This window comes from Calditerricola yamamurae (assembly GCF_054654135.1).
In genome coordinates, this window is sequence record NZ_BAAIFH010000006.1 from 1,177,501 (window position 1) to 1,203,308 (window position 25,808).

A 25,808-nucleotide genomic window follows, 5' to 3' on the forward strand; every position below is an offset into this window, starting at 1 on the left:
TCGCGCGGCTGCCTTTTTTCCAGGTCCCTCAATGGGTCACTTCCTGGCACTCCCGGCATAAGCCGTACACTTCCATTCGGTGGCTCTTCACATGGAAACCGGTCACCTTCTCCGCCACCACCTCAACTTCCGTTAGCGGCGGATAGGCAAAGTCAACAATCTTTCCGCAGGACGTGCAAATCACGTGGTAGTGCTCGCTCATATTGGCGTCAAAACGGCTGGAATTGTCCCCGTATGTCAATTCCCGCACCAAACCCGCTTCCTTGAAGAGGCGCAGATTGTTGTACACCGTGGCCACGCTCAGGTTCGGAAACTGTTTCTCCAGGGCCTTGTAGATCTCGTCGGCCGTAGGGTGGGACATGCTCTCGATCAGATACGCCAGAATGGCGTACCGCTGCGGCGTGATGCGCACGCCATTGGCTTTCAACTTCTCAATCGCTTTTTCGAGCCGATGTGAACGCATGGGTGTGCACTCCCATCAAGAAGAAAAACCATCAGGTATTGGCTGGTACGCCCCTTTAAAATTCTTATCAATCTTTATAGATAGTTTACGTTTCCCTTTATCCCTTGTCAACTGAACGACCCGGCGGCCGCGCTTCGGGTTTCCTGCGCGTAGCGACAGTGCGGGCGAATGGGACACGCGCTGCAGCGGGGGTTGCGCGCCGTGCAGATGCGACGTCCGTGCCAGATGAGCCAGTGATGGGCTTGTGACCACTTTTCCTTCGGGATCACCGCCATCAGCTGTTCCTCGGTTTCACGAACATCGTCGGATTGAGCCAGCCCGATTCGGTTGGCCACGCGAAACACGTGGGTGTCGACGGCGATCGCGGGCACCCCAAAGGCGTTGGAAAGGACCACGTTGGCCGTCTTTCGCCCCACGCCGGGCAGGGCTTCCAGCTCCTCCCGCGTGCGGGGCACCTCGCCGTTGTGCTTCTCGTGCAGAATGCGGCACGTCGCCAGGATGTTTTTACTCTTATTCTTATACAACCCTAGCCCGCGAATTTCCCGTTCCAGTTCCTCCTGCGTCAAGCGAAGGTAGTCCTCCGGCCGCTTGTACTTTTCAAACAGCGTCGCCGTGACCTCGTTCACCTTTTTGTCCGTACACTGAGCCGAGAGGATCGTCGCAATCAAGAGCTCGAACGGATTGCGAAAGTTGAGCTCGCAGCGGGCTTCGGGGTATAATGCTTCGAGCTCCCGCAACACCGTGGCAACCGGTACATCCGCTGCATGGCGTGCGGTACGCGACCGATGACCTTTGCCCATGCCGATTCCTCCCTTGACCTGCGCGCCTTGGCAGCCACTGTCGCTCCCTTTCGGACCGCCCACCGTCTTAGTATACCATCTCCCGTCTTCCCATGTCTGAGGAGGGACGACCATGAACCGACGGCTAAGCGACCTGACGCCCGACGAATTGCGGCGGGAAATCGACCGCCTGCAACGGGATGTGGAAACCAAGCGCAACCAGGGGCTCATGGCGGAAGCAGAGGTGCTGGAGCAGCGCCTCTTCCTGGCCAAATCGTACCTGTGCGACCCGCGCGCCTTTCGCCCCGGGGAGACGTATCGCGTCGTCGGCGAAGACCGGCCCTTCCGCCTGGACTTTGTTCGCGGCGTAATGGCCTGGGGCCATCTCGAAGGGGAGACGGAGGCGCGCGCCTTCCCCCTCGGTCGGCTGTACCGATAGTTCCGGAACCCCTGTGCCTTGCCGAACACGCAAATCGCCCCCATCCGTCAGGCGGATGGGGGCTTGTTCTGCGCCCGCCGCACCATACGCGGCCGCACCCACGGCCCAATCCCTTCTCCCCTAATCCTCATCCCCCTCGTGCAGCGTTGGTTCCGGGCAGCCCAATCGCTGGTTGACATAGCGCGCCAGCACGAACAGATAGTCGGAGAGCCGGTTTAGATAGCGGACGACAACGGGGTTGATGGCCTCCTCGGCTGCCACGCGCACCGCCGCCCGCTCGGCCCGCCGCACGACGGTGCGGGCCACATGCAGCGCGGCGCCGGCCGGATGCCCTCCCGGCAGGATGAAGTTCGCCAGCGGGGGGAGCTGGGCCTCCAAGGTGTCGATCTGCCGCTCCAGGGCAACCACGTCGTCGTCGCCGATCGGCCAGCCGACTGGCTTGTCCGGCGGCGTGGCCAGTTCCGCCCCGACGTGGAACAGCTTCGTCTGCACCACAGCCAGCTGCCGACGCACCTCGTCCCATTCGGGGCCGGCAGGCAGCAAGGCCAGCGCCAGGCCAATGCACGAGTTGGCTTCGTCGCACGTCCCGTACGCCTCTACGCGGGCCGCGTGCTTGGGCACGCGCACCCCGTGGATCAGCGACGTCTCCCCTTTGTCTCCGGAACGCGTGTAGATGCGCACGTGTCTCTCCTCTCCTAACGTGTGAATGTTCTGCCGTTTTCCCGTCGGCGGGAGCCGGCCATCCCGCCCGGCCTCCTTCCTTTCAGGCCAGGTGCTCGCGCACGAACGCCAGCACCTCTTCGGCGTGGCCGTCCACTTTCACCTTGCGCCAGATTTTCGCAATGTTCCCCCCACGGTCGATGACAAAGGTGGACCGCTCGATGCCCATGTACGTCTTCCCGAAGTTCTTCTTCTCCTTCCACACCCCGTAGCGCCGGCAAACCTCGGCCTCGGTGTCGCTGAGAAGCGGGAAGGGAATGTTGTGTTTGGCAGCAAACTTTTCATGGGACGCCACATCATCGGTGCTGACGCCCAAGATCACGGTATCGGCCGCGGCAAAAGCGTCGGCCAGGCGCGAAAAATCGGCCGCCTCGCGCGTGCACCCCGGCGTCATGTCCTTCGGATAGAAGTACAGCACCACGTTCCGGCCCCGAAAGTCCGACAGGGAGAGGGTTTTCCCTCCCGTGGCAGGCAGCGTGAAATCGGGCGCCGGTTGCCCAACGGTCAACTCGTCCATCTCCTGTCCCCTCCTCGTGTCCCAGCGGTCCGCCTGTCTTTTCCATTATACCGCGCCTGTCGCCGGTTCATCCATGACACCCCCGGTGACGCCGCACCGGCCTCCCACCCAAACGCCCCGCTACGACCCAACCCCCCGGTAGCGCCGCACGCCGGCGTTCCACGCCCACAGGCCGAGGGCAAAGACGACCGCCCCCACCACCGGCGTGGCGGCAGCATAAACGTAGTAGGTTTTCCGCCCCAGGAAGTAGGACGACGGGTACAGGCCGACGTAGGCGAAGGGCAGGATCCAGGTGAGCACAATGCGGATCAGGCGGTTGTAGATGTCGACCGGGTAGCGGCCGTAGTTTTGGAGGTTCCACACCATCGGGGCGATGCCCGTCTTGGCGTCGGCGAAAAAGCCGATGGCGGCAATGGCCACGTAGATGCCGGCATACACGAGCACGCTGCCCACCACGAGCAGGAGGAATACCAGCGGGTCATACCACGTCAAATCGAGACCGAGCCGATAGCCGGCATAGCCCATGATGATCAGGCCGGTCACCACGCCGAACAAGGCCTCGGGATCCAGGTTTTCCAGGCACACTTGGGCCAGGCTGTGGATCGGACGTGTCAGGACGCGGTCGATTTCACCGCGGAGAATGTAGCGCTCCTGAAAGTCCCACAGGTTGAACAGGCACGCAAAAATCCCGTACGGGACGAGGAAATACCCATAGATGAACAGGATCTCGTCGCGACTCCAGCCGCCCAGCGTCGGGACGTGGGTAAAGACGACCAGGATGAAGACGAGGTTGACCAGCTGCCAGACCACATCGGTGAGCCCCTGCACGAGAAAATCGTACCGGTAGGCCATGCGCGCCTTGAGGTACTGGGCCAAGTACACCCAAAACAGGGAAAGCAACCGCCACACGTCCGTCATCCCCCCTGCACCACCAGCTTCCGGCGGGCCAAGACCCACAGCGCTCGGATCGGCACGACAAGCAGGAGACTCCACACCAGCTGCACGAGCAGGGCCTGCTCAATCTGCGCCGTTGTCCACGCCCCCGTGACGATCATTGTGGGCAGATAGCTGATGGCCTGGAACGGCAAGAGGACGAGGATCGCCCGCGCCCATTCGGGAAAGAGGGAAAGGGGAAGGATGAGCCCGGAAAACAGGTCGACGACGACGCGCTTGGCGTACATCAGGCCTTCATTGTTGAGCAGGAAGAAGGCCATGAGACCGGTGAGAAGGTTGAGCTGGGTGTTGATGACAAAGCTCAGCAGCAGGCTGAGGGCAAACAACCCCCAGGTGTGCGGACTTTCGGGCAGATCCACCGGCAACAGGAAGGAGACCAACACCATACCCGGAACCGAAAAAAAGCACAGCCGAAAGAGCCCTTCGCCCAACGCCTGCATCGCCTTGACCACCAGGTAGTTGTAGGGGCGAATCAGCTCCACGGCCACGCGTCCTTCGCGGATCTCCTGCGCCATCTCCCGGTCCACGTTGTTGAAATAGAAGGAGCGCGCCATCCAAGCCACGGCCACATAGGTGGTCATCTGGGTGGCCGTCAGCCCGCCCAGGGTGGTCTCCCCCTGGTACAAGGCCTTCCACAAGAAGTAGTACGCCCCGATGTTGATCGTGTAGACGGCAATGCCGCTGTAGTAGTTGACCCGGTAGGCCAGCATCAGCAAAAAGCGCAGGCGCACCCATTCGGCGTAGGGACGGAGGGCCGTCCACATCCGCGCCAGACCAGCGGCGGGCCGGCACCACCACCAGGGGTTCCGCTCCGGGCTACGCACGGGCCATCCCCTCGGCATAGATGCGGCTGACGATCTCTTCCGTGCTCGTCTCCTCGACGCGCACGTCGGTCACGGGATAGGTCTGGAGGCGGGCCAACAAGCTGGACACCAAGGCCCCGTCCCCCTGATGCAGCACGGCCCGGCTGCGATACGGGTGCTCCTGCTCCCAAGTGACGGGCAAGTCCGCCGTATGGCGGTTCAGGTCCTCAACGGGCACCGGTCGGGCAAACTCGACCACCACCCGCTTTTCCTCTGCCCACCGCCGGCGCAACTCCTCGAGGCTGCCGTCGTAGAGGATGCGCCCCTTGTCGAGCATCACCACGCGGGAGCAGAGGGCCTCGATATCCGACAGGTCATGGGTGGTGAGAAGAATCGTCGTTCCATAGGTGCGGTTCATTTCACGCAAGAACTCGCGCACCTTCATCTTGATCAGCACATCAAGGCCGATCGTCGGCTCGTCGAGAAAGAGAAGCGGCGGGTTGTGCACGAAGGCCGCCGCTAACTCGCAGCGCATACGCTGGCCGAGGGAGAGCTTGCGTACGGGCCGGTCAAGGAGGTCACCGATATCCAGCACCTCGATCACGTAGCCCATGTGGCGGCGGTACACATCGTCGGGAACGCGATAGACGTGCTGCAGGAGGCGAAACGACTCCTGAACAGCCAGGTCCCACCACAGCTGGCTGCGCTGGCCGAACACCACGCCGATGGTGCGGACAAACCGTTCGCGCTCGCGGTGCGGATCCATGCCGTTGACGCGCAAGAAGCCGGCCGTCGGCATCAGGATGCCGGTGAGCATCTTGATCGTCGTCGATTTGCCGGCCCCGTTGGCGCCGATATAGCCAACCATCTCCCCCTCCTCAACCAGCAAGTCGATGCCGTCAACGGCGGTGATGGTGGTGTACTGGCGCGTGAACAGATCGCGAAGCGCCCCGAGCAACCCGGGGCGGCTCTTGTGGGTCTTAAACGTTTTGGTCAAGTTGCGTGCTTCGATGCGATACATACCCCATCCCTTCTCTGTCACTCAGTCCAGACCGTGCTTTTGCAGGTAGCGGAGCCGCGCTTCGGTCAACACCTCCATCGCCGTTTCCTCGTTGCCGTAACCGGTTAGCGGGCTGGAGATGGTAAGAAAGGCTTCCAATCGAATGCGGCGCCAGTTCGGGATATCTTCGGGCGTTTTCCACCGCCGCTCGTTCAGCGGCACGGCCAGGAGCTTGTGGTCGCCGTCCTTGCGCAAGAGGATGCCGATCGGGCGGCACACAAAGGGTTTGCCGACGAGGAGGGGACGATCGGTCAGCACGACGATGTCGAGGGGCTCTCCGTCGTTGCCGATCGTCTTGGGGATGTGGCCGTAGTTTTCCGGACAGGTCACCTCCAGCGCCTCCGACACCACCCACGCGCGCTTCGCCTCGTTCCAGGTGTACCGTTCGCGGCTGTCGCGCGGAATCTCGATGAGGGCCTGTAGCTTTTCCATCGCCCGTGCACCTCCCCGCAAGTTCACCAAACGTTCTCCTTCCATTATAAAAAAGGTGCGGTACAATGAGCGAGGACGCCCTCAACCCCGAACATCCCAATCCCTGTCGGCCGAAAGGAGGAACCGTGATGAAGCGCATGCGATCTGCCGAACTGTACGAACAAGCCCTCGACGTGATCGTCGGCGGCGTCAACAGCCCCTCTCGTTCCTTCAAGGCCGTCGGCGGCGGGGCGCCGGTGTTCATGGTTCGCGCCGAGGGCGCCTACTTCTGGGATGCCGACGGCAACCGGTATATCGACTACCTGGCCGCCTTTGGTCCGATCATTTGCGGCCACGCCCACCCGCACATCACGCGGGCCATTTGCGAGGCGGCGCAAAACGGTACACTGTACGGCACGCCGACCGAATGGGAGATCACCTTCGCCCGCATGTTGCGCGAGGCCATCCCCTCCATGGAGAAGATCCGCTTCGTCAACTCCGGTACCGAGGCGGTGATGACGTGCATCCGCGTGGCCCGCGCGTACACCGGGCGGACGAAGATCCTCAAGTTTGCCGGTTGCTACCACGGCCACTCCGACCTTGTCCTCGTCGCCGCCGGTTCGGGTCCTGCCACACTCGGGATTCCCGACAGCGCCGGTATCCCCCAGTCCATCGCCAACGAGGTGATCACCGTCCCCTACAACGACCCCGTCGCCTACACCGAAGCGATGGACCGATGGGGCGGTGAAGTGGCGGCGGTGCTGGTCGAGCCCATCGTCGGCAACTTCGGTATCGTCCCACCGGAGCCCGGCTTCCTCGATACCGTCCACCGCATCGCCCGCGAATGCGGCGCTCTCGTCATCTACGACGAGGTGATCACCGCCTTCCGCTTCCACTACGGCGGCGCGCAAGACCTGCTGGGCTTTGTCCCCGACATGACCGCCCTCGGCAAGATCATCGGCGGCGGGCTGCCCATCGGTGCCTACGGCGGGCGGCGTGAGATCATGGAACAGGTGGCGCCCCTCGGCCCGGCGTACCAGGCCGGAACGATGGCCGGCAACCCGGCGTCGATCCGCGCCGGCATCGCCTGCCTGGAGGTGCTGCGCGAGCCGGGGGTCTACGAGCACCTCGACCGCCTCGGACGCCTGCTGCAGGAGGGCATTGAGGAGGCGGCAGCGCGCCACGGCATCCCGGTGCAGGTCAACCGGGTAAAAGGTGCCCTCGCCGTCTACTTCACCGACCGTCCCGTGAAACAATACGCCGACGTGCAGGCCTCCGACGGGGAACGCTTTGCCCGGTTCTTCCATCTCATGCTCGACCAGGGGGTATACCTCGCACCGTCCAAGTACGAGGCGTGGTTCATTACCCTCGCCCACACGGAAGACGACATCGCCTACACCGTGAAAGCGGTCGACCGCGCTTTCGCCCAATTGTAAACACGTCCGCACGGTGTCACCCGCGCCCCTTTCCGGAAAGGGGCGCGGGTTTGTTTTCGTGTAATATCCGAACATTTTCCTTATTTATCCCAATTTCATTCGGTTTTGATTCCGACGCGCAAGATAAAAAGTTGTGGAAACGGAATAAAAACGCTTTCAACTGCATAAAAATCAACGTCCCCCTATTGTGCTGATCCCCTTGTCATGCTATGCTATACTTAACTTTTTCCGTACGTCCCCTGCGTGTCCCACCGACACCTGCGGGACAGTCAGAAGCGTTTCCTTGCATGGAGTGTGCACGCCGCCCTCGCTGGCGGACAACGATTCCCGAACGATATGTCGAGATCTGGAAAACAGACGGAATAGAGAAACTTTTCCTTCCCCTTCGACCATTTCGGATAGGAGGTGAAGCGGTCAGCTCGCCCTGACCCCCAAAATGATGAAACACAAGAACGTTGTCCAGCGTGAGATCACCCGTTTTCGGAATCACCACCTCACCGAGCACGATGCCTGTGGTATCGTCTGTGTGATCGAGAAAGACGGGAAGCCGTCCCACGAGAACATCCTGCGCGTCCTGGATGCCCTTATCAAGATGGAGCACCGCTCCGGCTTCATCGACGGCGAAGGTGACGGCTGCGGCATCCTCTGCGACATTCCGCGCACGCTGTGGGCGCAAAAACTGCTGGCGGCCGGCAAGAGCGGCGAGTTGGCCTTCGACAAGCGCTTTGCCGTCGGGCATATCTTCATCCCGCGCGATCTCGACCGCGAGGCGGTGATGGCCGACATCCGCGCGCGGCTGGAAGCGGCGGGCTTTGCCCTGCTGTGCGAAGAAGTGGACAACGTCAATCCCGCCGTGCTGGGCAAAAACGCCCGCAAGGAATCTCCTGTCTTTTGGCAGGTAGCCCTCCTCGCCGAGAACGTCGACCGGACGCGCTCCCTGGAGGCCAACCTCTTTGAGCTGCACGTGGCCATCGAGGCGGCGCACCGTGTGCACGTGGCCTCCCTGAGCAATCACACCGTCGCCTACAAGGTGATGGGGGCGGCCGGCATCCTGCCGAAGTACTTCCACGACATCGGCCGTCCCGAGTTCCAGTCGACGGTGACGATCGGCCACAACCGCTACTCGACCAACACCCTGTCCAACTTCTTCCGCGTGCAGCCCTTCACCCTCCTCGGGCACAACGGGGAGATCAACACGATCACCCGTCTGGAGGAAGAGGCTGAAATGCTCGGCGTTCCGCTAGTGGAAGGCGGCAGCGACTCGCAAAACCTCAACCGGACAGCGGAAACACTCATCCACCGCTACAACCTGACGCTATTCGAGGCGATGGAGTTCCTGTTCCCGCCGATCATCAACGAAATCAAGCAGCTGCGGCCCGAGCTGCAGGATCTGTACGCCTACATCCGCGAGACCTGGGGCCACTTCGCCCAGGGGCCGGCGGGCATCGTCTCCCGCTACAAGGACGAATGCGTCTTCAGCGTTGACGCTCTGGGGCTGCGCCCGTTGTGGATGGTGGAGGACGAGCGTGCGCTCTACTTCTCCTCGGAACAGGGGCTCATCCCGGTCACGGAAATGGTGGCCGAACCCAAGCCCCTCGCCCCCGGGGAAAAGGTGGGCGTCCAGCTGCTCCCGGAAGGCGGTATCCGCCGGTTTGCCCACCACGAGCTGCAGGAGGAAGTGTACCGCCGCCTAGCGCAAAAGGTCGACTTCCGCGGGTTCCGCCATCGTCTGGACGTCGGCCAGCCGCCGGCGGAGGTGGAACATCGGGAACCCATCCTGGACGTGACGAACAACCTCTATGCCGCCTTTGGCTGGGAACGCGAGCAGATCCAGCTGGCCGAGCAAATGGCCGCAAGCGGCGCCGAACCCATCCGCTCCCTCGGCCATGACGCCCCCCTCGCCGCGCTGGCCAGGGAACGGCAGAACATCGCTGACTACATCAAGGAAAGCGTCGCCGTCGTGACGAATCCGGCCATCGACCGCGAGCGGGAAATGGAGCACTTCTCCACGCGGGTGGTGATCGGCCGCCGGCCCACCCTGGCTACGGCCGAAGACCGCGGCGACGTTCTCGAGCTGCCTTCCCCCATCCTCCTGGAAGGACCGCTGGGGCAGGAAGCGGCACGCCGGCTCGGCACGTGGTCCTTTGAGGAAGTACTGGCCCACTTCGCCAAGGTGGGCGGCGGCGTGCACACCATCGGCACGTTCTTCGTCGACGGGCAGTCGATGCGGGACGCCCTGAAGGCCATGGCCGACGAAGCAGTCAAGGCGGTGCGGGCCGGGGCAACACTCATTTTGCTCGACGATTCGCCGTGCCACCAGGACGGCCGCTACTGGATCGACCCGCACCTGTGCCTGGCCGCCATCGACACGGCCCTGAAGCAGGCCGAGCCCGGCAACGGCAACCTGCGCCGCCGCGCGGGCATTATCCTGCGCTCGGGAGCCATCCGCTCCCTGCATGACCTGGTGCTCGCCTGCGGGTTCGGTGCCGACGCCGTCAGCCCCTACCTCCTCTTTGCCACGGTGTCCGGCGGCAAGAACGGCGAGGCGGCAGCATCTGTCGTCAACCTGTACCACGCCCTCACCAAGGGGATCGAGAAGGTGATCTCCACCCTCGGCGTGCATGAGCTGCGGGGCTACACGCGGCAATTTGCGTCCATCGGCCTGCGCGACGAGGTGGCCGCCGTGCTCGGCATCACCAACTTTCTCGGTTCTGAGACGGCCGGCACGTCCTTTTCCGACCTGGAAGCGGACAGCCGCAAGCGCTACGACGACTTCCATTCCAATGCAGCCAAGCCAGCCAAGCTGTTCCGCCTCTTCCCGCGCATCTGGAAGTCGATCGGCCAACTGGCCGCCGGGGAGATCGCCTATCGCGAATACGCCGACAAGCTGGAAAACGAGGAGCGCACCAACCCGATCGCCATCCGCCACCTGGCCGACCTCAACCTGGAAAAGGCCCGCCGGGAACGCCCGCCTCTCGACCCGAGAGAGGTGGACATCAGCGTGGGCGAGCACAGCCTGCCGCTCATCATCAGCTCGATGTCCTTTGGCTCGCAGAACGAAATCGCCTTCCGCGCCTACGCCGAGGCGGCTGAACAGCTCAACATGATCAGCCTCAACGGCGAGGGCGGCGAGATCAAAGACATGCTCGGGAAGTACCTGCGTACCCGCGGCATCCAGATCGCCTCCGGCCGTTTCGGGGTGAATGTGGAGCTGGCCAATGCCGCCAACATCGTCGAGATCAAGATCGGCCAGGGCGCCAAGCCGGGCGAGGGCGGGCACCTACCTGGCTCGAAAGTGACGGCGAAGATTGCCGCGGCGCGGAATGCGACGATCGGCTCCGACCTCATCTCGCCGTCGAACAACCATGACATCTACTCCATCGAGGACCTCGCGCAGATCATCTACGAGATCAAGCAGGCCAATGACCGGGCCAAGGTGGCCGTCAAGGTCCCAATCGTTCCGAACATTGGGACGATCGCCGTCGGCATCGCCAAGGCCGGAGCCGACTTCATCAACCTGTCGGGCTTTGACGGCGGCACCGGCGCGGCCCGCGTCCATGCCATCCAGCACGTCGGCCTACCGGCAGAAATCGGGGTGAAGGCGGCCCACAACGCCCTGATCGAAGCCGGACTGCGCGACCGCGTGGAGCTGTGGTGCGACGGCGGCATGCGCTCGGGCCTCGACGTGGTGAAGATGATCCTGCTGGGCGCCAACCGCGTGGGCTTCGGCACGCTGGCAATGGTGGCCATCGGCTGTACGACCTGCCGTGGCTGCCACCTCGATACCTGCCACGTGGGCATTGCCACGCAGATTGACTCCCTTGAGGAGGCCAAGGAAAAGGGCCTGCGCCGTTTCGTGCCGCGCGAGTTCGACCGCGCCGTCGAGGGACTCAAGACCTTCTTCACCGCCGTCGGCGAGGAAGTGCGCCGCCTGACGGCCGAGCTCGGATTTGCGCGCACCCAGGACATGGTCGGCCGCGCCGACCTCCTGGTGCAAACGCGCGGCCTGGAGCGCCTTGACTTGCGCCACCTGCTCACGCCGATGCCCATGCCCGACGAGCTTCGCGTCGCCGCCCTCCGCGAGGACGAACAGCCCGCCCGCCTCCTCGTCGCCGCAGGAGCGGAGCGCGCGCAACTGGAAGCAGAGACCTACGTCTCCACCGATCGCCCGCTGCGGCGCACGTTCCGCACGGTGCTCAGCAACGCGCGCGTCATGGGCGGCCTCTATTCCTGCTACCGCGTGCGCGGCCGCCTTGACGGCAGCTACCGCAACCTGCCCGAGGTAACCCTCACCTTCGAGGACGGCTCGGTGCCCGGCAACGGCCTGGCCGCCTTTAACGCCGAGGGGGTCAACATCCGCGTGCGCGGCGGGGCCCAGGACGGCGTGGGCAAGATGGCCTTCGGCGGTCGCGTCAGCATCCTGAAGGCCAAAAACAAGCACGGCGTCTTCCTGAACGGGTCGGTCGGCAAGAGCTTCTGCTACGGCGCCCAGAAGGGGCTCTTCATCGTGCAGGGCAACGCGGACGCCCGTGCCGGCATCCGTCTCTCCGGCGCCGACGTGGTGATCGGTGGCGAGCTGACGGAACCGGTGCGCGACGAGTTAGGCAACATCGGCGCGCGGGCCAACATCAAAGGCTTCGCCTTCGAGTACATGACCAACGGCCGCGCCGTCGTCCTCGGCGATCCCGGTCCGTGGATCTGTTCCGGGATGACCGGCGGCGTCGTGTACCTGCGCGTCATCCCCGAGATGGGCCTGGACGAGGCGGCGCTGCGCCGGCGGATTGCCAAGGGCGCCAAGGTGGAACTGAAGCCCCTCGACGAGAAAGGCAAGGCTGACATTGCCGAGCTCCTCGGTGCCTACGTCGAAGAGCTGAAGGCCACCGACCAGCACGAAAAGGCAGAAGCGATCCAGCGCCTTATCGCCGAGGCCGACCGCCACTTCCGGATGGTCGTGCCGGTCAAACTGCAGGCCGACCAGTCGGTGGCCACCGAGTAACCTCACACAGTGAACACCTGATACCCGCATGACGACAAAAAAACGCGACCGGATCAGCCCGGTCGCGTTTTTCGTCGTCCGAAGCCCGAAAACGGCACCGGATGGCCCAGGAGGAACCCTTGTCCGAGCGGCACCCCCAGGTACTTGGCCGCCGCCAGGTCCTCCGGTTCCTCAAGCCCCTCCAAGATCAGCTGCGTCGGCGTACCATCGAGCATGTAGAGAATTCCGCCCACCACACGCTGCTTCCGGGCATCATGGGCCAGCCGATACGTAAAGTACCGGTCCAGCTTCACAAACTCGGGCTCGAGTTCCAGCCAATAGCGCAACGACGCATATCCCACACCGATGTCGTCAATGGCGAATTGCACGCCGCGCCGGCGCAGCGCACCCACGACGTCGCGCAGCGCCGCCCAATCGGTCACCGCTTCCTGTTCACTCAACTCTAAGACAAGCGACGGGGACGAGGGAATGTGCTCATCCCACCATTCGAGAAAATCGGGCTCGAGCAGTGTGTTCGGAAAGACGTTGACGAACAAGTAGACCGATGAGAATTGTGCCGTTTCCCACGCCTTGCACAGCGACAAGCAATCTAATGCGGCGCGGTGCCCCTGTCGCTGGGCCTCATTGAACAGGAGCATCGGTGTGGCCTCCGGTTGCACCAGCGGGCGTAACAGCGCTTCATATCCCAGAACGGTCCAGCTTTCCAAACGATAAATGGGTTGGTACCAGTGCGTAAGAGGATACAGTTCCATCACCCGCGCATACAACTGGCGGAGAGGTGAGGAAATGGAAAAATATACCCCCCCCCCCCCCCCCATTTCCAATTTATTACTCTTCATATTGGTCTCCTCTTCCCGGCTCATTATCTACATCAATTGCGACAATCAATTGAATAATAGAAATTCTGCACTTCGACTCTATTATAAAAATGGAAGACATACCCTTGTCAAGTATCCGGGTAAGCTGTACACTACCGATGACCGATTTCATGCCGGAAAAGGAGCATCACCCATGCGGATTGGTGCGCGCATTGTGAAAACCGCCCTGGCCGTCATGTTCGCCCTCTACCTCGGGGAATGGTGGGTCCCCGGAAGCGGGGCCATTGCTGGCGTCACGGCAGCCTTGTCCGTGCAGCCGTCGCTGCAGCGGTCATGGAAAAATTTCCTGGACCTGCTGCAGGCCAACCTGATGGGCGCCGTCCTGGCCGTCGCCGCCGCCCTCCTGTTCGGGACCGAGCCCTTCGTGATCGCCCTCGTGGTCATCCTCGTCATTGCCCTCGGCCTGCAGTTGCGCTTGGAAAGCGGCATTTCCCTCGCCCTTGTGGCCGCCATCTTCATCATGGACAGCCCAACCGACAACTTCCTGGAAACCGCCGCCGAACGTCTGTTTCTGATTCTGGTCGGCGTCTTCTCGTCCATTTTCGTTAACATGGTTTTCCTCCCGCCCCAGCATGAAACCCGACTGCTCCAGGCGCTGCAGGAAACAACGGAAGCGATTCTCGTCTTGCTGCGCGTTGTGATGGAAAACGACATGAGGAGTAACGCCTTCCGCGCCCGCAGCAACGAATTGGAGAAACAGCTTTCCGAGCTGGACCGGCTCTATTGCTTTTTCCAAGAGGATCAGGTCTCCCGCCTGCGCCACCGCTACACCAAACAGCGCCGCCTCGTCTTGTACAAGAACATGATCGAATCATGCCGCATCGCTTTCAACCTCTTGCGGGCCGCGGAACGCCACGTGCCCGACATCGCCCACCGCACCCCTGACCTGGCCCGGCTGATGGACGAACAATTTGCGGCCATGGCGGCGTATCATGAAAAAATCCTGCTCAAATTGACCGGTGTCGTACGTTCCCACTACCCGCACAAAATCCCCGTCTCCGTCCAGCGCGGCAGCCACCGGTTGCTCCACGAGGCCATCAACCGTTACCGGAACACCGCCGTTCAGGAGGAGGGCCAGGCGGCGCGACAGCTGTTCCTCCTCCTCGGGCTGCTGTTGGAGTATGCGGAGCGCCTCGATCACGTCGACCGACTGATCGACCGCTACCTCACCCACGCAAAAGAAACCCCCGCCACAAAATAAAAAACTCCTTACGGTCTCGGTAAGGAGTCGCGGTCCGCGCTACGCAGCTGCGCGAGGTAGCGCGCAAACCATTTTTCGACGTAACCGGGCTGAAACGGGCCTTTGCGGTAGTGAATCAGCTGCTTCAAGCGCCGCAGCCCCTGGTACACGTGGCGCACGACGGCGTCGGGATACCCCATGCGCCGCCGGTTTTCCTCAAACTCATCCTCATCCAGCACGACGTACGTGAAATCGGGATAGACCTTGACGTCGAGATCGTAGTCGATGTACGTCAACACGCCGTTCTTCCACCGGAACGGCGAACCCAGGTTGCAGTAATAATACACCCCGTCTTCCCGTAACATGGCAATGGTGTTAAACCAATCCCCGCGCGTAAACGTGCAAATGGCCGGTTCGCGGGTAACCCACTGCCGACCGTCGGCCTCGGTTACCAGCACGCGGTCATTGCCGCCGATCAGACGCCGGCCGTTGTGCAACACCAACGTCTTGTCCCACGTGCGATGGCGCGTGCCGTCATGCTTGTAGCTTTCGATGGTGATCACGGTTCCCGGCCGTGGTACTTTCACGCGTGTCAACTCCTTGCTTCACCCAGTTGCTGTTCAATGCGCTTCGACAAGGTAACAAGCTGTTGCACTTCGTAGCCCAACGATTCGTAAAAGGGAATGGCCTGCTCATTGTCCTGCTTGACCATGATCACAATCTGTGTCACGCCTTTTTCGCGAAACCGTTCCTCGAGCGCCTGCACAAGCCGGCGTCCGATCCCGCGGCGCTGGTAATCGGGATGGACGGCCAGCCGGTAGAAGTAAGCCCGGTTGCCGTCAATCGTTCCGACAATCACGCCCACCACCTGGCCGTCCACCTCGGCCACCAGCACGAGCTCGCTGTCCCAGGCCAGCTGGCGTGCTAGTGCGTCGAGGTCCGCCTCCTCCTGCTCAAACCCCGTGGCCCGCCAAATGGCCATGATCGCCGCGTAATCTCCCAGCCGAAACGGGCGAATGATCACACCTCTCCAGCCTCCCATGCCGAATGTCCGCCCCGCTCGTTTCCCTTACGTTTGTTTGCCCTATCTTTTATTTTATAACAACTCGCGCATCCAACGAATGTGTTCTACAGAAGCAGCGATTGGCCCCCGTCCACGACGATGGTCTGGCCGCGGATCATCGCCGCATCGTCGGACAAGAGGAAGCACACCACTTTGGCCAGGTCTTCCGGGGTTACCGTACGCCCTGCGGGCGAGCGCCGCACCGCTTCGGCCAGGAGCTGATCCCTGTTCGGGAAGTGCTTGAGCGCATCCGTGTCCACCGCCCCGCCGGAAACGGCGTTGACGGCAATGCCCAACGGCGCCAGTTCCACCGCCAAGTACCGCGTAACGGCCTCCAGCGCCGCCTTCGACACACCGACCGCCGTGTAGTACGGCAGCACGCGGCCGGCCCCGAGGGAGCTGACGTTCACGATCCGGCCTCCGCCGCGCGCGGCCATCCGCTTGGCCGCCTCCTGGGCACAAAAGAAGGCGGCCTTGCTGTTGATGTCCATCGTCCAGTCCCAATGGCGCTCCTCCAACTCCAGAAGCGGTCGCAGCACGCCGGAGGCCGCGTTGTTGACGAGAAAGTCGAGCCCCCCGAACACGGTATCGATTTCGGCAAACAGGGTTTCCAGCTTGTCCCGCTCGGCCACATTGGCCCGGACGAGGTGCACGCGTACCCCCAGGGCCTCGAGCTCCGCCTTCGTTTCCTCGGCGGCGGTGCGATTGCGAAGATAATTGAGGACCAGATCACAGCCGCGCTCGGCCAGCGCCCGGGCAATAGCCTTGCCGATCCCGCGCGTCCCGCCGGTGACCAGGGCCACCTTGCCCTGCCACATGCGATGGGTCATCGGCTCCGTTCCCCTTTCCGCGAATCCCTGCACAACAATCCTTCGACCATTATAGCCGCTCGGTCAGGACATGACAAGAAACGGTATTCCGGCCGGTATCCCCGCTTTCGCGCGCCAACGCGCATGCGCGACGCTGCGTGTGCGTGCTCTTGCCCCCCAAGGCGTGCTATCGTTAGGCATAGCCCGTTCTCGCGGACGCGCGTGACGTTTGGCAAGACCTAACGAACCAATAAGGAGGTGACACGCGTGTCCCGGCTGGTGGGACAATGGGTTTGCGCGTGGTTCATCATCAGCGCGGGCGTGCTCGCCCTGTGCCACGCCCACCTCATAACCGGCGGAACGACGGGGCTAGCCCTCAGCGCGGCGTACTGGACCGGCCTGCCCTTTTCCGTGTGGTTCGTTACCGTCAACCTGCCCTTTTACCTCTTTTCCCTGCGCCATATGGGCTGGCGCTTCACGGCCTCGACGCTGCTGTCCGTCACCGCCGTCTCCACCCTAACCGCCATCGACACCGTTCTGCCGCCCTTCGCCCTTCCTCCGGCCGTCGGCGCGGTGGCCGGCGGCCTGCTGATCGGCTGGGGCCTGGTCCGCTTGTTCGCCAGCGGCAGCTCCTTGGGCGGGGCCAACATCCTCGCCTTGTACCTGCACCGGCGGTTCGGCTGGGACCCCGGAACGGTAATCTTTGCCTTCGACGCCGTCGTGATCCTCACCGGCACGGTACAGGTTGGCGTTTGGAACGGGTTGTGGTCGGTGGCATCGATTTACATTCTGGCCAAGATCATTAGCCGGCAAAAGAACCGGATCGCCACACAGCCGGCATCCCCGCATTCCACGACGGCGTGAGCGGCGGCAAGGGACGCCCCGGCGTGCCCAAGCGGCTGCGTCCGCCGCCCACGCACACAAAAAAACGCCACCACCGTGGGCGTTTGCTTCGCGATGTATGGAGCGGATGACGGGACTCGAACCCGCGACCCTCAGCTTGGGAAGCTGATGCTCTACCAACTGAGCTACATCCGCTCGTTCCGTTGGCGAGTTTGATTGTAGCACAGGTCCGGTTTTGTGTCAACCCCTGCGAGGCTCTAAGTCAATAACTGTGGATGGGAGGTCAACCAAGCCAAGGGTATAAAAGCGAGGAGCATCTTTCGCACATAGATCTCACGGTTACGGAAGCCGTAGCTGATTCGTTTGAGCAGCTTGATCTTGGTGTGCACGCCCTCCGTGTAGCCGTTTGAAACACGCCAGGTGTGGTAGGCCAGAATCGCCTCGCGCCAGCGGCGGAGCGTGCGTCCCCACTGCAGGAGCGCGGCATCGCTTGCCGACTGGGTCTCAAAGATCACGCGGTCCAGGATGGCTGCGGCTTCGTCTCGATTGGAAGCACGGTAAACGTCTCGCAGCTGCTCCTTGACCCAGTGAAAGTGGGCCACGTTCTTGTGATGCTTCCGAATGGCGGCAAGCTGGGCAGCTTGGCGTTCGGTGAGGTCGTCCTCGTTCTTCAAAAGCGGCCAGCGCCTCAGGCGTACCCCGGTCACCTGCTGTTCCACAAGCCGTGCTTCGTCAACCCGCCGATTCGCGTCCTGGATGACGTGGAACGGATCCGCCACGATGACAGCGCCGGGCAAAGCGCGCTTCACGGCATGGCGCCAAGCATCCTTCAGGTCGATGCACACGGCCCGAATCCGCCGACGAACCGTCTCCGGCAGCTGGCGCAAAAAGCGCTCCAGTGTTTTCATGCGGTCATCCGGCAAGATGGCCAAAAGGCACCGTTTTGGCCACACGCATGTGACCGTAACCATCATGTCACGGCCACGATAGCTGTGTTCATCAATGCTAAGCACGAAGGCATCGACATCCCGGAGGGCTTCCTCGAGATTTACCTGCTGACCTACGTACCGAAGGAGCAGACGGCGCAAGGTGCTGGCACTTGTCCCGCTTTCCTGGGCGGCACGACGGAAACTGCCCGCTTTCAGGCGCTGGAGCAAAAGGGCTTCGGCCCGTTCGGTCCTGCGTGCCCAGGGGCGAATACCAGGAAAGCGTTCGGTGAACACTTTTCGACAGGCCGTGCACTGGAAGCGCCGGGGACGTACCCAGAGGTAAACCGGTTTCTCGTTGCACCAGGTGTGCAGCTTCCGTTTCCATTCACGTGCACGATCGTAGACGCGGCGTGTCAGCTGTCCACAATCCGGACACCGCGCTTCCTTACGCGGCCGACCTGCGTAGACGTGGATGCTGTCGGATTGATGGACGGTACGGTAAACAATCCACGATTGTAAGCCGAACATTTCTGCGGTAAGCTTGTTCATAGGCGGTCGCGAGCCTCCTTCGGGATGTGGTGTGCTTAACTATCCCTTGGCTCGTCGACCGCCTTTTCCTCTTAGAACCCACACTTTTTAGCGTAGAGCCCCCCTGCGAGCGGAAACGGATTCGCCGCGCAGGGTGGTCACGATCTTTTTGTGCGACACCGGGAAAACCAGTGTCTCCAGCTCGCCCTCCTCTATCCAGCGCCCCTCGGGGGCCGTGCCGTCTCCCGCCCTCCACACACAGTGGAAGACGCGCAGGTTCCAACGGCAATGGCTGAAGGTATGCACCACGTCGAGGAGCGGGCCGCCCACCGCGACGGCCAGTCCATACCGTTCGCGCAGGATGCGCTCCACGGCCGCCTCCCATGCCTCATGCGCGTGGCGCTCCCCGTCGGGGAAAGCCCACAATCCGCCCAACAAACCGCCTTCCGGACGCCGGTAGACATACACGGTCGCGCCGCGCCGCACCACTGCGGCCACCATGTCCACCGTGGGGATGGCCTTCCGCTTCCCTTTTATCGGAAGTTCCCGCTCCCGTCCGGCGGCGTACGCGCGACAGTCCTCGCGCACCGGACACAGGAGGCATTTGGGCGCGCGCGGCGTGCACACGAGGGCGCCCAACTCCATCAGGCCCTGGTTAAAGGACGACGGATCGTCAGGACAGACCAATTGCGCCGCCAACTCGGTAAACAGCCGCCTGTTCCCCGGCTTCTGGATGTCCTCCTCCACCAGGAGAAGGCGCGACAGCACGCGAAGGACGTTGCCATCCACGGCCGGCACCGGCCGGCCGTACGCGATGCTGAGGATGGCCCCCGCCGTGTATGGGCCAATGCCCTTGATGCGGGCCAGCTGCTCCGGGTCATCGGGCAGGACGCCGCCAAACTCCTCCATTACCTGGCGGGCCCCCCGCAACAGGTTGCGCGCGCGGCTGTAGTACCCCAGCCCCTCCCACAATTTCAGCACATCCGCTTCCTCCGCCGCGGCCAACGCCTCCACCGTGGGAAACCGCTCCACAAAGCGCAGGTAATAGGGAAGAACCGTCTCGACCCGCGTCTGCTGCAGCATCACTTCCGAAACCCAAATCTTGTACGGATCGCGGTCGCGGCGCCACGGCAGGTCGCGCTTCTGGCAATGAAACCATTCCACCAGCCGGCGCCGAACACCGGCCACATCGAATCCCTGCAGGATCGCAGCCGCGCGGGACACCTGTTCGGAAGTTGCCCGTCGGCTCACCGCCGTCCCTCCTGTTCCCCACCGGCCTGCTCCTTGTCGCCGGCCTCATTGCCACCTCGGGGCACGAAGGCCCACACGTGCACCTTTTCCCATCCCCCCTGCACACAGGTGCCAATCTGCCACGGCGCGTCCGGCTCCCGCCGTCCGGTGCGCAGGTCCTTGAGCAGGCGGTATGCGGCCGCGTCCGGCACAAGGTACTCTTCCACCATCAGGTGGGGCTGATCCAGCCCTTCGTAGCGGGAATAGGAAACGACGGGAAGCTGGGCCACCCGGGCCTGCCACGCCCGCATCCGCGACTCGTACTCGCCGCGCCGTTCGGGAACGACGCGGTATTCGACATACACGCGCAGCGGCATTTCCTCTGGCATCCGGCTCATTGCCACTCGCCCCCCTTGCCTTTGCCGCGTTCGATTATAATAAAAACAATCGGCAACGCAAATGGGAGGGATGACCTTGGACACCCTCACCCATGCGGTCATGGGCATGACCCTCGCCGGTCTGGCCCGTCTCGACCCGGTGGTGGCCGAAAACCCAAGCCTTGCCACGGCCGTTCTGCTGGCCACCACTATCGGCTCCCAGGCTCCGGATTTCGACGGCCTGGTGCGCCTCGGCGGACCGGCCGCATATGTGCGCTATCACCGTGGGCCCACCCATTCCCTGCCCGCCCTGCTGGCATGGCCCTGGCTCATCGCCGGCGGGGTAGAGCTGCTCCTCGGACCGGTGCCGTTTTGGCATCTCCTCGGCTGGACGTCCGTCGCCGTGTTTGTCCACGCGTTCACCGACCTGCTGAACAGCTACGGAACGCAGGTGCTCTGGCCCTTCTCGCGTCGCTGGGTGGCGTGGCACGTCCTGCCCATTTTCGATCCCGTCCTCTTTGCCCTCCACGTCCTGGGCCTCGTCCTGTGGGCGATGGGCGTCCCCCCCGGACCGCTCTTCGCCGCCGTCTACGCCGCTACCGCCGCCTGGGGCGCGATTCGTTGGGCCGTGCGCCGCCGCGTCGCCCGGTCCATCCGGCGCGCCATCGGCGACCCGCGAACGGACACCACCGTTCTCCCCACCTTTTTCCCGGCCACCTGGAACGTCATCGCCGACGACGGACAGGCGGTGCGCGTGGGGACATGGCGAGACGGCCGGCTGACATGGCGGGATGTCCTGACCCGCCCGCCACACGACCACCCGGCCGTGCGCGAGGCGCGGATGCATCCGTACGTCCAGGCCCTCTTGTCCTTCACCCGCTACGCCGTGCCCCGCGTACACCCGGTTGCTGGCGGCACCGAGGTGCGCTGGGTAGATGTGCGCTTTCGGGCGGCCGACGGGCATTATCCCCTCGTCGCCGCCGTCTACCTCGACCGAAACGGCCGCGTGAAGCAAGCCGCCATCGGGTGGATGTACCGGGAATCGCACGTGCGTAAAAAACTGGGGCTGCCGAACACCCCAGACGCCTAGGCTGCCCCTGGTCCCCGTAGAAACGAAACGGGTGGCGGAAACCGCTCCGCCACCCGTGTTTCGTTTCGGCCAGAATCGTCGTCACCCTTCCGCCGCCGGCGCCCCTTTTGCTGCCAGGCACTCTTTCCACGGTTCATTCTCCCGAGAGGGATTTGATCTTGTACTGACCGGTCAGTTCAATACCGGTGCGGGGCGCGACCGGCTTCCGCCTGCCCCACGCGCGGGCTCACGACGGCGAAAAGGCACGGATGAGCACGCTGTTGACGTAAAAAAAGCGCGCCGTCAGGGGCGCGGTCGCCAGCAATCGGCGCGAAACGAGCCGCACCGTCCGCTGGCGGCGCACCTTCCCGTCAGACAAATAGAGTCCCAACAGACCGTCCACGATCAGCCGGTGAAAGCGCCCATCCGGAAGCCCGCGCGTCGCCTCCCGCGCGCGGCGCGCAAAATAGACCAGGCGCTCGGCCGCCTCCCCCGCATCGCGGTAGTAGGCGACAAAGTTCAGGTCCCCGCCGCGCCGGTCTTCCTCCTGGTCGATCAGGTAGTCGAGCAGGATATGCAACGCGCACACCCACGGAAAATAGGTGGCCACGATGCGGCGCACCGTGTCCCTGCCCACGTGCGGGTCGGTGGCGGCCAAAAACAGGGCGAACATGCCCAGAGTCGAGCCGGTGGCCGCGGCAAATTCGTTCCACCGCAGCTCGGGATGGGCGGCACGGTGAGCCTCCCACCACGACAACAGGCGCGCCTCCCGCTGGCTCCATTCCACGTGCTTGTGCACCTGCAGGTCGGCATACAGCGCCACGAGGTGCCGCACCGTCTCCGCCACCGCCCCGTAGCCCGGCAACTTGGCCACCTCCTCCTGGCACGCGCGCACCAGCGCCGCCAGGTACCCGCCGTCGTCGCGTTCGCGGCGGCAGGCGTAGTAATCGCCCACGGTTCCATCGGGGACCACCGCGTCGCGCATCGCCTGGTGCAGCTGGCGGAAATCGGCGGGGTCGAGCGACGTGCTTCGGTCACACAGGTTGTCCAGGTAGTCGCTAATCGTTTGCAACGCCACGATCAGGCGGATCAGCCCGCGACGCGCCTCCGGAGTGGGCGCCGCCGCTGCGTACACCGCACCGCCCTCGCAATGAAACCGTTTGGCCGTCATACTGGCAAGGGCCTGGCGGCGCAATTCCGGGTCGGGAATGGCCTCGGCCATTCTCCGCCAGCCGGCCAGTTCACGGTACACGCCCGGCAGCACGTCACGGTAAACGCGGACCATCAGACGGACCGGTCCGCCCGCAAAACCGCATGTCAACCGCAAACCCTCCTGCGTCATGGAATCGCCTCGTCCTGCACGTCTCTCCGGCCAGGCCGCAGCGCTCTTTGGGATTAGTGTACCACATTTTCCCGCCCGATATGGGGCGCATCTGCACCACCCGCACAGGGAGGCCGCCAGACAATACGATAGCGTTTTCAAAATATACAAAAGGATTTTTCTCTGGTACAATGGTGAGCAAACCTGCACGGAAGGAGTGCCAATGGGATGAAGCGGCGCAGCGACATGATCAAAAAGGGGTTCGACCGCGCCCCGCACCGCAGCCTCCTGCGGGCATGTGGCGTCACCGACGAGGACTTCGACAAACCCTTCATCGCCATCGCCAACTCCTACATCGACATCATTCCCGGCCACGTGCACCTGAAGGAATTCGGGGAAATCGTGAAGGAAGCGGTGCGCGAAGCCGGGGGCGTACCGTTCCTGTTCAACACCATCGGCGTGGACGACGGCATCGCCATGGGCCACATCGGCATGCGCTACTCCCTGCCCAGCCGGGAACTGATCGCCGACAGCATCGAGACGGTGGTGGCGGCCCACTGGTTCGACGGCCTCATCTGCATCCCCAACTGCGACAAGATCACCCCCGGCATGATGATGGGCGCCCTGCGCGTCAACATCCCCACCATATTCGTGAGCGGCGGACCGATGAAAGCCGGGCGCACCCGCGACGGTCGGGCCATCTCCCTCGCCTCCGTGTTCGAGGGCGTCGGCGCCTTCCAAAAGGGGCTCATCGACGAGGCGCACCTGGAAGAATTGGAGCGTTACGGGTGCCCCAGCTGCGGCTCCTGCAGCGGGATGTTCACGGCCAACTCGATGAACTGCCTGGCCGAGGCGCTGGGCCTGGCCCTCCCGGGGAACGGCACCATCCTCGCCGTTGACGAGGCGCGCAAAGAGCTGGCTCGCGCCGCGGCGCACCAGATCCTGAAACTCATCGAGCTCGACCTCAAGCCGCGGGACATCGTGACGGTGAACGCCATCGACAACGCCTTCGCCCTCGACATGGCCATGGGTGGCTCGACGAACACGGTGCTGCACACCCTGGCCATCGCCCATGAGGCGGGCATCGACTACCCGCTGGAGCGGATCAACACCATTGCCGCGCGCACGCCGCACCTGGCCAAGATCAGCCCGGCCTCCGACTGGCACATCGAAGACGTCCACCGCGCCGGCGGGGTCAGTGCCATTCTCAAGGAGCTGAGCAAGAAGGAGGGCGTCCTCCACCTCGACTGCATCACCGTGACCGGTAAAACCCTCGGCGAAAACATCGCCGACGCGAAGGTGACGGACCATGAGGTGATCCGGCCCGTCGACAATCCGCACAGCGAGACGGGCGGGCTGGCCGTGCTATTTGGCAACCTCGCGCCGAAGGGGGCGGTGATCAAGACGGGGGCCGTCGACCCGTCCATCCGCCGCCATGAGGGGCCGGCCATCTGCTTCGATTCGGAAGAAGAGGCCCTCGCCGGCATTGCCAGCGGCAAGGTGAAGGAAGGCCACGTCGTCGTCATCCGCTACGAGGGGCCCAAGGGTGGACCGGGAATGCCGGAGATGCTCGCCCCCACGTCGCAAATTGTTGGCATGGGGCTCGGCACGAAGGTGGCCCTCATCACCGACGGGCGCTTTTCCGGCGCCTCACGGGGCATCTGCGTCGGCCACGTGTCACCGGAAGCGGCAGAAGGCGGACCGATCGCCCTGGTGCGCGACGGGGACATCATCTGCATCGACCTGGACAGGCGGACAATCGAGCTGCGCGTCCCCGACGAGGAGCTGGCCCGCCGCCGCGCCGAGTGGCCGGGGTTCACGCCGAAGATCACACGCGGGTACCTCGCCCGTTACGCCCACCTCGTCACATCGGCCAACACCGGCGCCGTGCTGCGGAATCCGTTTGCGGAAGGCGGCGAAGCCGACCGCGCAAAGGCACCGGCCACGGAAGTCGGGCAGCCGTCGTGAGCCGTCCCCCGGCAGTTTGGGCCCACGGAAACGCTCACCCGTGCCCTAACGAAAACGCCCCCTGCCGCTACGGCAGGGGGTTCGGTTTCCCTATTTTTCTGCGACCACAATCATGCGCCGACTGCATACGGTTAGCGGCGAACCGTCTTCGCCAAAACCGTGCACCTCGCGAAAACCGACGCGGATGAGCTCGTCGCGCAATTCAGGAAAGGTGTAGGCCCGGACGGAGTAGCGGACCCGACGAACCCGCCCTTCCCGGTGCAGCAGGCGCTCGGTTTCCACACGGGACGTCAGCACATCGAAGCGCGTGCGGTCCACGAGCAGGTTGCCGTCCCGCTCCACGACGCCCACCCATTCGCCTCCATTGGCCGCAACCTGCTGCACCACGCGATCGCGGGCAATCATCTCGACCACCAGACGGCCCCCGGGCCGCAGGGCGCGATGCGCTTCCCGCAGCACAAGGCGGTTCTCCTCGTCGTCGAAATAGCCAAACGACGTAAACCAGTTGATCACCGCATCAAATCGTTCCGTCCACGGCAACCGGCGCACATCGCCCTCCACATAGTCCACTTGCACCCCCCACTCCTCCGCCTCGCGCCGCGCGCGTTCAAGAAAGGGGCGGCTTTTGTCCAAGCCGGTCACCCGATAGCCCATGCGCGCCAGACGATTGGCGATGCGCCCGTGGCCGCAGGGCGCATCCAGAACCTCCGCCTGCGCGGGCAAACCCAACAACCGGACCAGGAGGGCCGCCTCCCGGTCGTTGCGATCGGGAGTGAGGAGCGTTTCGGAAAAGTACAGGTAGTCCTCTTCGAAAACCTCGTCCCAACTGGAGGTAGTCACCGGGCATTCCCCCCTTGCACGTGGTGTCTGCGTTTGGTCCGCCACACACAGTCGAGATGTGCGGCATCCGTTTGCCCTGAGGAATGGTTTTCGTTGAGGCGGCATTTCAGAATACCGGCGCGACCGTCAAAACCGAAAGCCCCAGGCCAAAGAACCTGGGGCTTTTACCGGTCACGTTGGGCCAGAACAACCGGT

At 63.4% G+C, this 25,808-nt stretch carries 24 protein-coding genes and 1 tRNA gene; 7 read left to right on the top strand and 18 right to left on the bottom strand.

The features are described 5' to 3' along the window. Positions 1-28: 28 nt before the first annotated feature. Positions 29-463 (bottom strand): peroxide-responsive transcriptional repressor PerR, encoded by a 435-nt coding sequence (perR, locus tag ACYQ0Z_RS12165; RefSeq protein ID WP_459868618.1) that lies wholly within the window; start codon positions 461-463, stop codon positions 29-31. A 107-nt stretch (positions 464-570) separates the two neighbouring features. Then, complete coding sequence (nth, locus tag ACYQ0Z_RS12170; RefSeq protein WP_459868621.1) at positions 571-1,263, bottom strand: endonuclease III; 693 nt, start codon at positions 1,261-1,263, stop codon at positions 571-573. A gap of 112 nt (positions 1,264-1,375) precedes the next feature. Here nth and ACYQ0Z_RS12175 point away from each other — a divergent pair, with 112 nt between their 5' ends. Further along, positions 1,376-1,681 carry a DUF1811 family protein gene (locus tag ACYQ0Z_RS12175; protein WP_459868624.1) on the top strand — a complete coding sequence of 102 codons (306 nt, stop codon included), beginning with the start codon at positions 1,376-1,378 and terminating at the stop codon, positions 1,679-1,681. Between the two features lie 120 nt (positions 1,682-1,801). Here ACYQ0Z_RS12175 and ACYQ0Z_RS12180 read toward each other — a convergent pair whose 3' ends face one another. The 6 genes from ACYQ0Z_RS12180 to ACYQ0Z_RS12205 all read right to left on the bottom strand — a co-directional run bounded on the left by ACYQ0Z_RS12180 (position 1,802) and on the right by ACYQ0Z_RS12205 (position 6,167). Next, entirely contained in the window at positions 1,802-2,362 is a 561-nt protein-coding gene (locus ACYQ0Z_RS12180) for a cob(I)yrinic acid a,c-diamide adenosyltransferase (protein WP_459868627.1), read from the bottom strand. An 82-nt stretch (positions 2,363-2,444) separates the two neighbouring features. After that, positions 2,445-2,918, bottom strand: a complete 474-nt coding sequence (gene bcp / locus ACYQ0Z_RS12185) for a thioredoxin-dependent thiol peroxidase (protein ID WP_459868630.1) — start codon at positions 2,916-2,918, stop codon at positions 2,445-2,447. A gap of 120 nt (positions 2,919-3,038) precedes the next feature. Next, positions 3,039-3,836 carry an ABC transporter permease gene (locus tag ACYQ0Z_RS12190; protein WP_459868633.1) on the bottom strand — a complete coding sequence of 266 codons (798 nt, stop codon included), beginning with the start codon at positions 3,834-3,836 and terminating at the stop codon, positions 3,039-3,041. After that, the gene (locus tag ACYQ0Z_RS12195; RefSeq protein ID WP_459868948.1) at positions 3,833-4,636 is read right to left on the bottom strand and encodes an ABC transporter permease; all 804 of its coding nucleotides are present in this window, start codon (positions 4,634-4,636) and stop codon (positions 3,833-3,835) included. The genes ACYQ0Z_RS12190 and ACYQ0Z_RS12195 overlap by 4 nt, the downstream gene beginning before the upstream one ends. A 52-nt stretch (positions 4,637-4,688) precedes the next feature. Continuing rightward, positions 4,689-5,696: an ABC transporter ATP-binding protein gene (locus ACYQ0Z_RS12200; RefSeq protein WP_459868636.1), complete on the bottom strand. Its 1,008-nt coding sequence runs from the start codon at positions 5,694-5,696 to the stop codon at positions 4,689-4,691. A gap of 21 nt (positions 5,697-5,717) precedes the next feature. Beyond that, entirely contained in the window at positions 5,718-6,167 is a 450-nt protein-coding gene (locus ACYQ0Z_RS12205) for an inorganic diphosphatase (RefSeq protein ID WP_459868639.1), read from the bottom strand. A 128-nt stretch (positions 6,168-6,295) separates the two neighbouring features. Between ACYQ0Z_RS12205 and ACYQ0Z_RS12210 the strand changes: the two genes are divergently transcribed. Together ACYQ0Z_RS12210 and ACYQ0Z_RS12215 are read left to right on the top strand one after the other, a co-directional pair. Then, the gene (locus tag ACYQ0Z_RS12210) at positions 6,296-7,582 is read left to right on the top strand and encodes a glutamate-1-semialdehyde 2,1-aminomutase (protein WP_459868642.1); all 1,287 of its coding nucleotides are present in this window, start codon (positions 6,296-6,298) and stop codon (positions 7,580-7,582) included. Between the two features lie 439 nt (positions 7,583-8,021). Next, the gene (locus ACYQ0Z_RS12215; protein WP_459868645.1) at positions 8,022-12,578 is read left to right on the top strand and encodes a glutamate synthase-related protein; all 4,557 of its coding nucleotides are present in this window, start codon (positions 8,022-8,024) and stop codon (positions 12,576-12,578) included. A 53-nt stretch (positions 12,579-12,631) separates the two neighbouring features. Here the strand turns inward: ACYQ0Z_RS12215 and ACYQ0Z_RS12220 are convergent, their stop codons facing one another. Continuing rightward, positions 12,632-13,441 carry an EAL domain-containing protein gene (locus ACYQ0Z_RS12220; protein WP_459868663.1) on the bottom strand — a complete coding sequence of 270 codons (810 nt, stop codon included), beginning with the start codon at positions 13,439-13,441 and terminating at the stop codon, positions 12,632-12,634. 148 nt (positions 13,442-13,589) lie between these two features. On the opposite strand from ACYQ0Z_RS12220, the gene ACYQ0Z_RS12225 reads away from it, so the two are divergent. Then, on the top strand, positions 13,590-14,657 hold the full coding sequence (locus tag ACYQ0Z_RS12225) for an FUSC family protein (RefSeq protein WP_459868674.1): 1,068 nt from the start codon (positions 13,590-13,592) through the stop codon (positions 14,655-14,657). A gap of 8 nt (positions 14,658-14,665) precedes the next feature. Here the strand turns inward: ACYQ0Z_RS12225 and ACYQ0Z_RS12230 are convergent, their stop codons facing one another. The 3 genes from ACYQ0Z_RS12230 to fabL all read right to left on the bottom strand — a co-directional run bounded on the left by ACYQ0Z_RS12230 (position 14,666) and on the right by fabL (position 16,529). Continuing rightward, entirely contained in the window at positions 14,666-15,223 is a 558-nt protein-coding gene (locus ACYQ0Z_RS12230; RefSeq protein WP_459868677.1) for a DUF402 domain-containing protein, read from the bottom strand. Between the two features lie 5 nt (positions 15,224-15,228). Beyond that, a complete protein-coding gene (locus tag ACYQ0Z_RS12235; RefSeq protein ID WP_459868680.1) occupies positions 15,229-15,660 on the bottom strand; it encodes a GNAT family acetyltransferase in 432 nt (143 codons plus the stop codon). Positions 15,661-15,764: 104 nt separating this feature from the next. Then, positions 15,765-16,529 (bottom strand): enoyl-[acyl-carrier-protein] reductase FabL, encoded by a 765-nt coding sequence (gene fabL, locus ACYQ0Z_RS12240; protein WP_459868683.1) that lies wholly within the window; start codon positions 16,527-16,529, stop codon positions 15,765-15,767. A gap of 246 nt (positions 16,530-16,775) precedes the next feature. Here fabL and ACYQ0Z_RS12245 point away from each other — a divergent pair, with 246 nt between their 5' ends. Next, on the top strand, positions 16,776-17,372 hold the full coding sequence (locus ACYQ0Z_RS12245; RefSeq protein WP_459868686.1) for a YitT family protein: 597 nt from the start codon (positions 16,776-16,778) through the stop codon (positions 17,370-17,372). Positions 17,373-17,470: 98 nt separating this feature from the next. Here ACYQ0Z_RS12245 and ACYQ0Z_RS12250 read toward each other — a convergent pair. From ACYQ0Z_RS12250 to ACYQ0Z_RS12265, 4 genes are all read right to left on the bottom strand, one after another. After that, positions 17,471-17,546: transfer RNA gene (locus ACYQ0Z_RS12250), tRNA-Gly, on the bottom strand. Positions 17,547-17,608: 62 nt separating this feature from the next. After that, positions 17,609-18,829 carry an ISL3 family transposase gene (locus ACYQ0Z_RS12255; protein WP_459864201.1) on the bottom strand — a complete coding sequence of 407 codons (1,221 nt, stop codon included), beginning with the start codon at positions 18,827-18,829 and terminating at the stop codon, positions 17,609-17,611. Positions 18,830-18,916: 87 nt separating this feature from the next. Beyond that, positions 18,917-20,059, bottom strand: coding sequence for an A/G-specific adenine glycosylase (gene mutY, locus ACYQ0Z_RS12260; protein WP_459868689.1), 1,143 nt, complete (start codon positions 20,057-20,059; stop codon positions 18,917-18,919). Next, positions 20,056-20,436, bottom strand: coding sequence for a hypothetical protein (locus ACYQ0Z_RS12265; protein WP_459868692.1), 381 nt, complete (start codon positions 20,434-20,436; stop codon positions 20,056-20,058). The genes mutY and ACYQ0Z_RS12265 overlap by 4 nt, the downstream gene beginning before the upstream one ends. A gap of 70 nt (positions 20,437-20,506) precedes the next feature. Here ACYQ0Z_RS12265 and ACYQ0Z_RS12270 point away from each other — a divergent pair, with 70 nt between their 5' ends. Next, positions 20,507-21,505, top strand: a complete 999-nt coding sequence (locus tag ACYQ0Z_RS12270; protein WP_459868695.1) for a metal-dependent hydrolase — start codon at positions 20,507-20,509, stop codon at positions 21,503-21,505. Between the two features lie 226 nt (positions 21,506-21,731). On the opposite strand, the gene ACYQ0Z_RS12275 is transcribed toward ACYQ0Z_RS12270, so the two are convergent. After that, positions 21,732-22,826, bottom strand: a complete 1,095-nt coding sequence (locus ACYQ0Z_RS12275) for a tetraprenyl-beta-curcumene synthase family protein (protein WP_459868698.1) — start codon at positions 22,824-22,826, stop codon at positions 21,732-21,734. A 207-nt stretch (positions 22,827-23,033) separates the two neighbouring features. On the opposite strand from ACYQ0Z_RS12275, the gene ilvD reads away from it, so the two are divergent. Next, on the top strand, positions 23,034-24,773 hold the full coding sequence (gene ilvD, locus ACYQ0Z_RS12280; RefSeq protein ID WP_459868701.1) for a dihydroxy-acid dehydratase: 1,740 nt from the start codon (positions 23,034-23,036) through the stop codon (positions 24,771-24,773). 90 nt (positions 24,774-24,863) lie between these two features. On the opposite strand, the gene ACYQ0Z_RS12285 is transcribed toward ilvD, so the two are convergent. Further along, positions 24,864-25,613 (bottom strand): class I SAM-dependent methyltransferase, encoded by a 750-nt coding sequence (locus ACYQ0Z_RS12285; protein ID WP_459868704.1) that lies wholly within the window; start codon positions 25,611-25,613, stop codon positions 24,864-24,866. Positions 25,614-25,808: the final 195 nt, after the last annotated feature.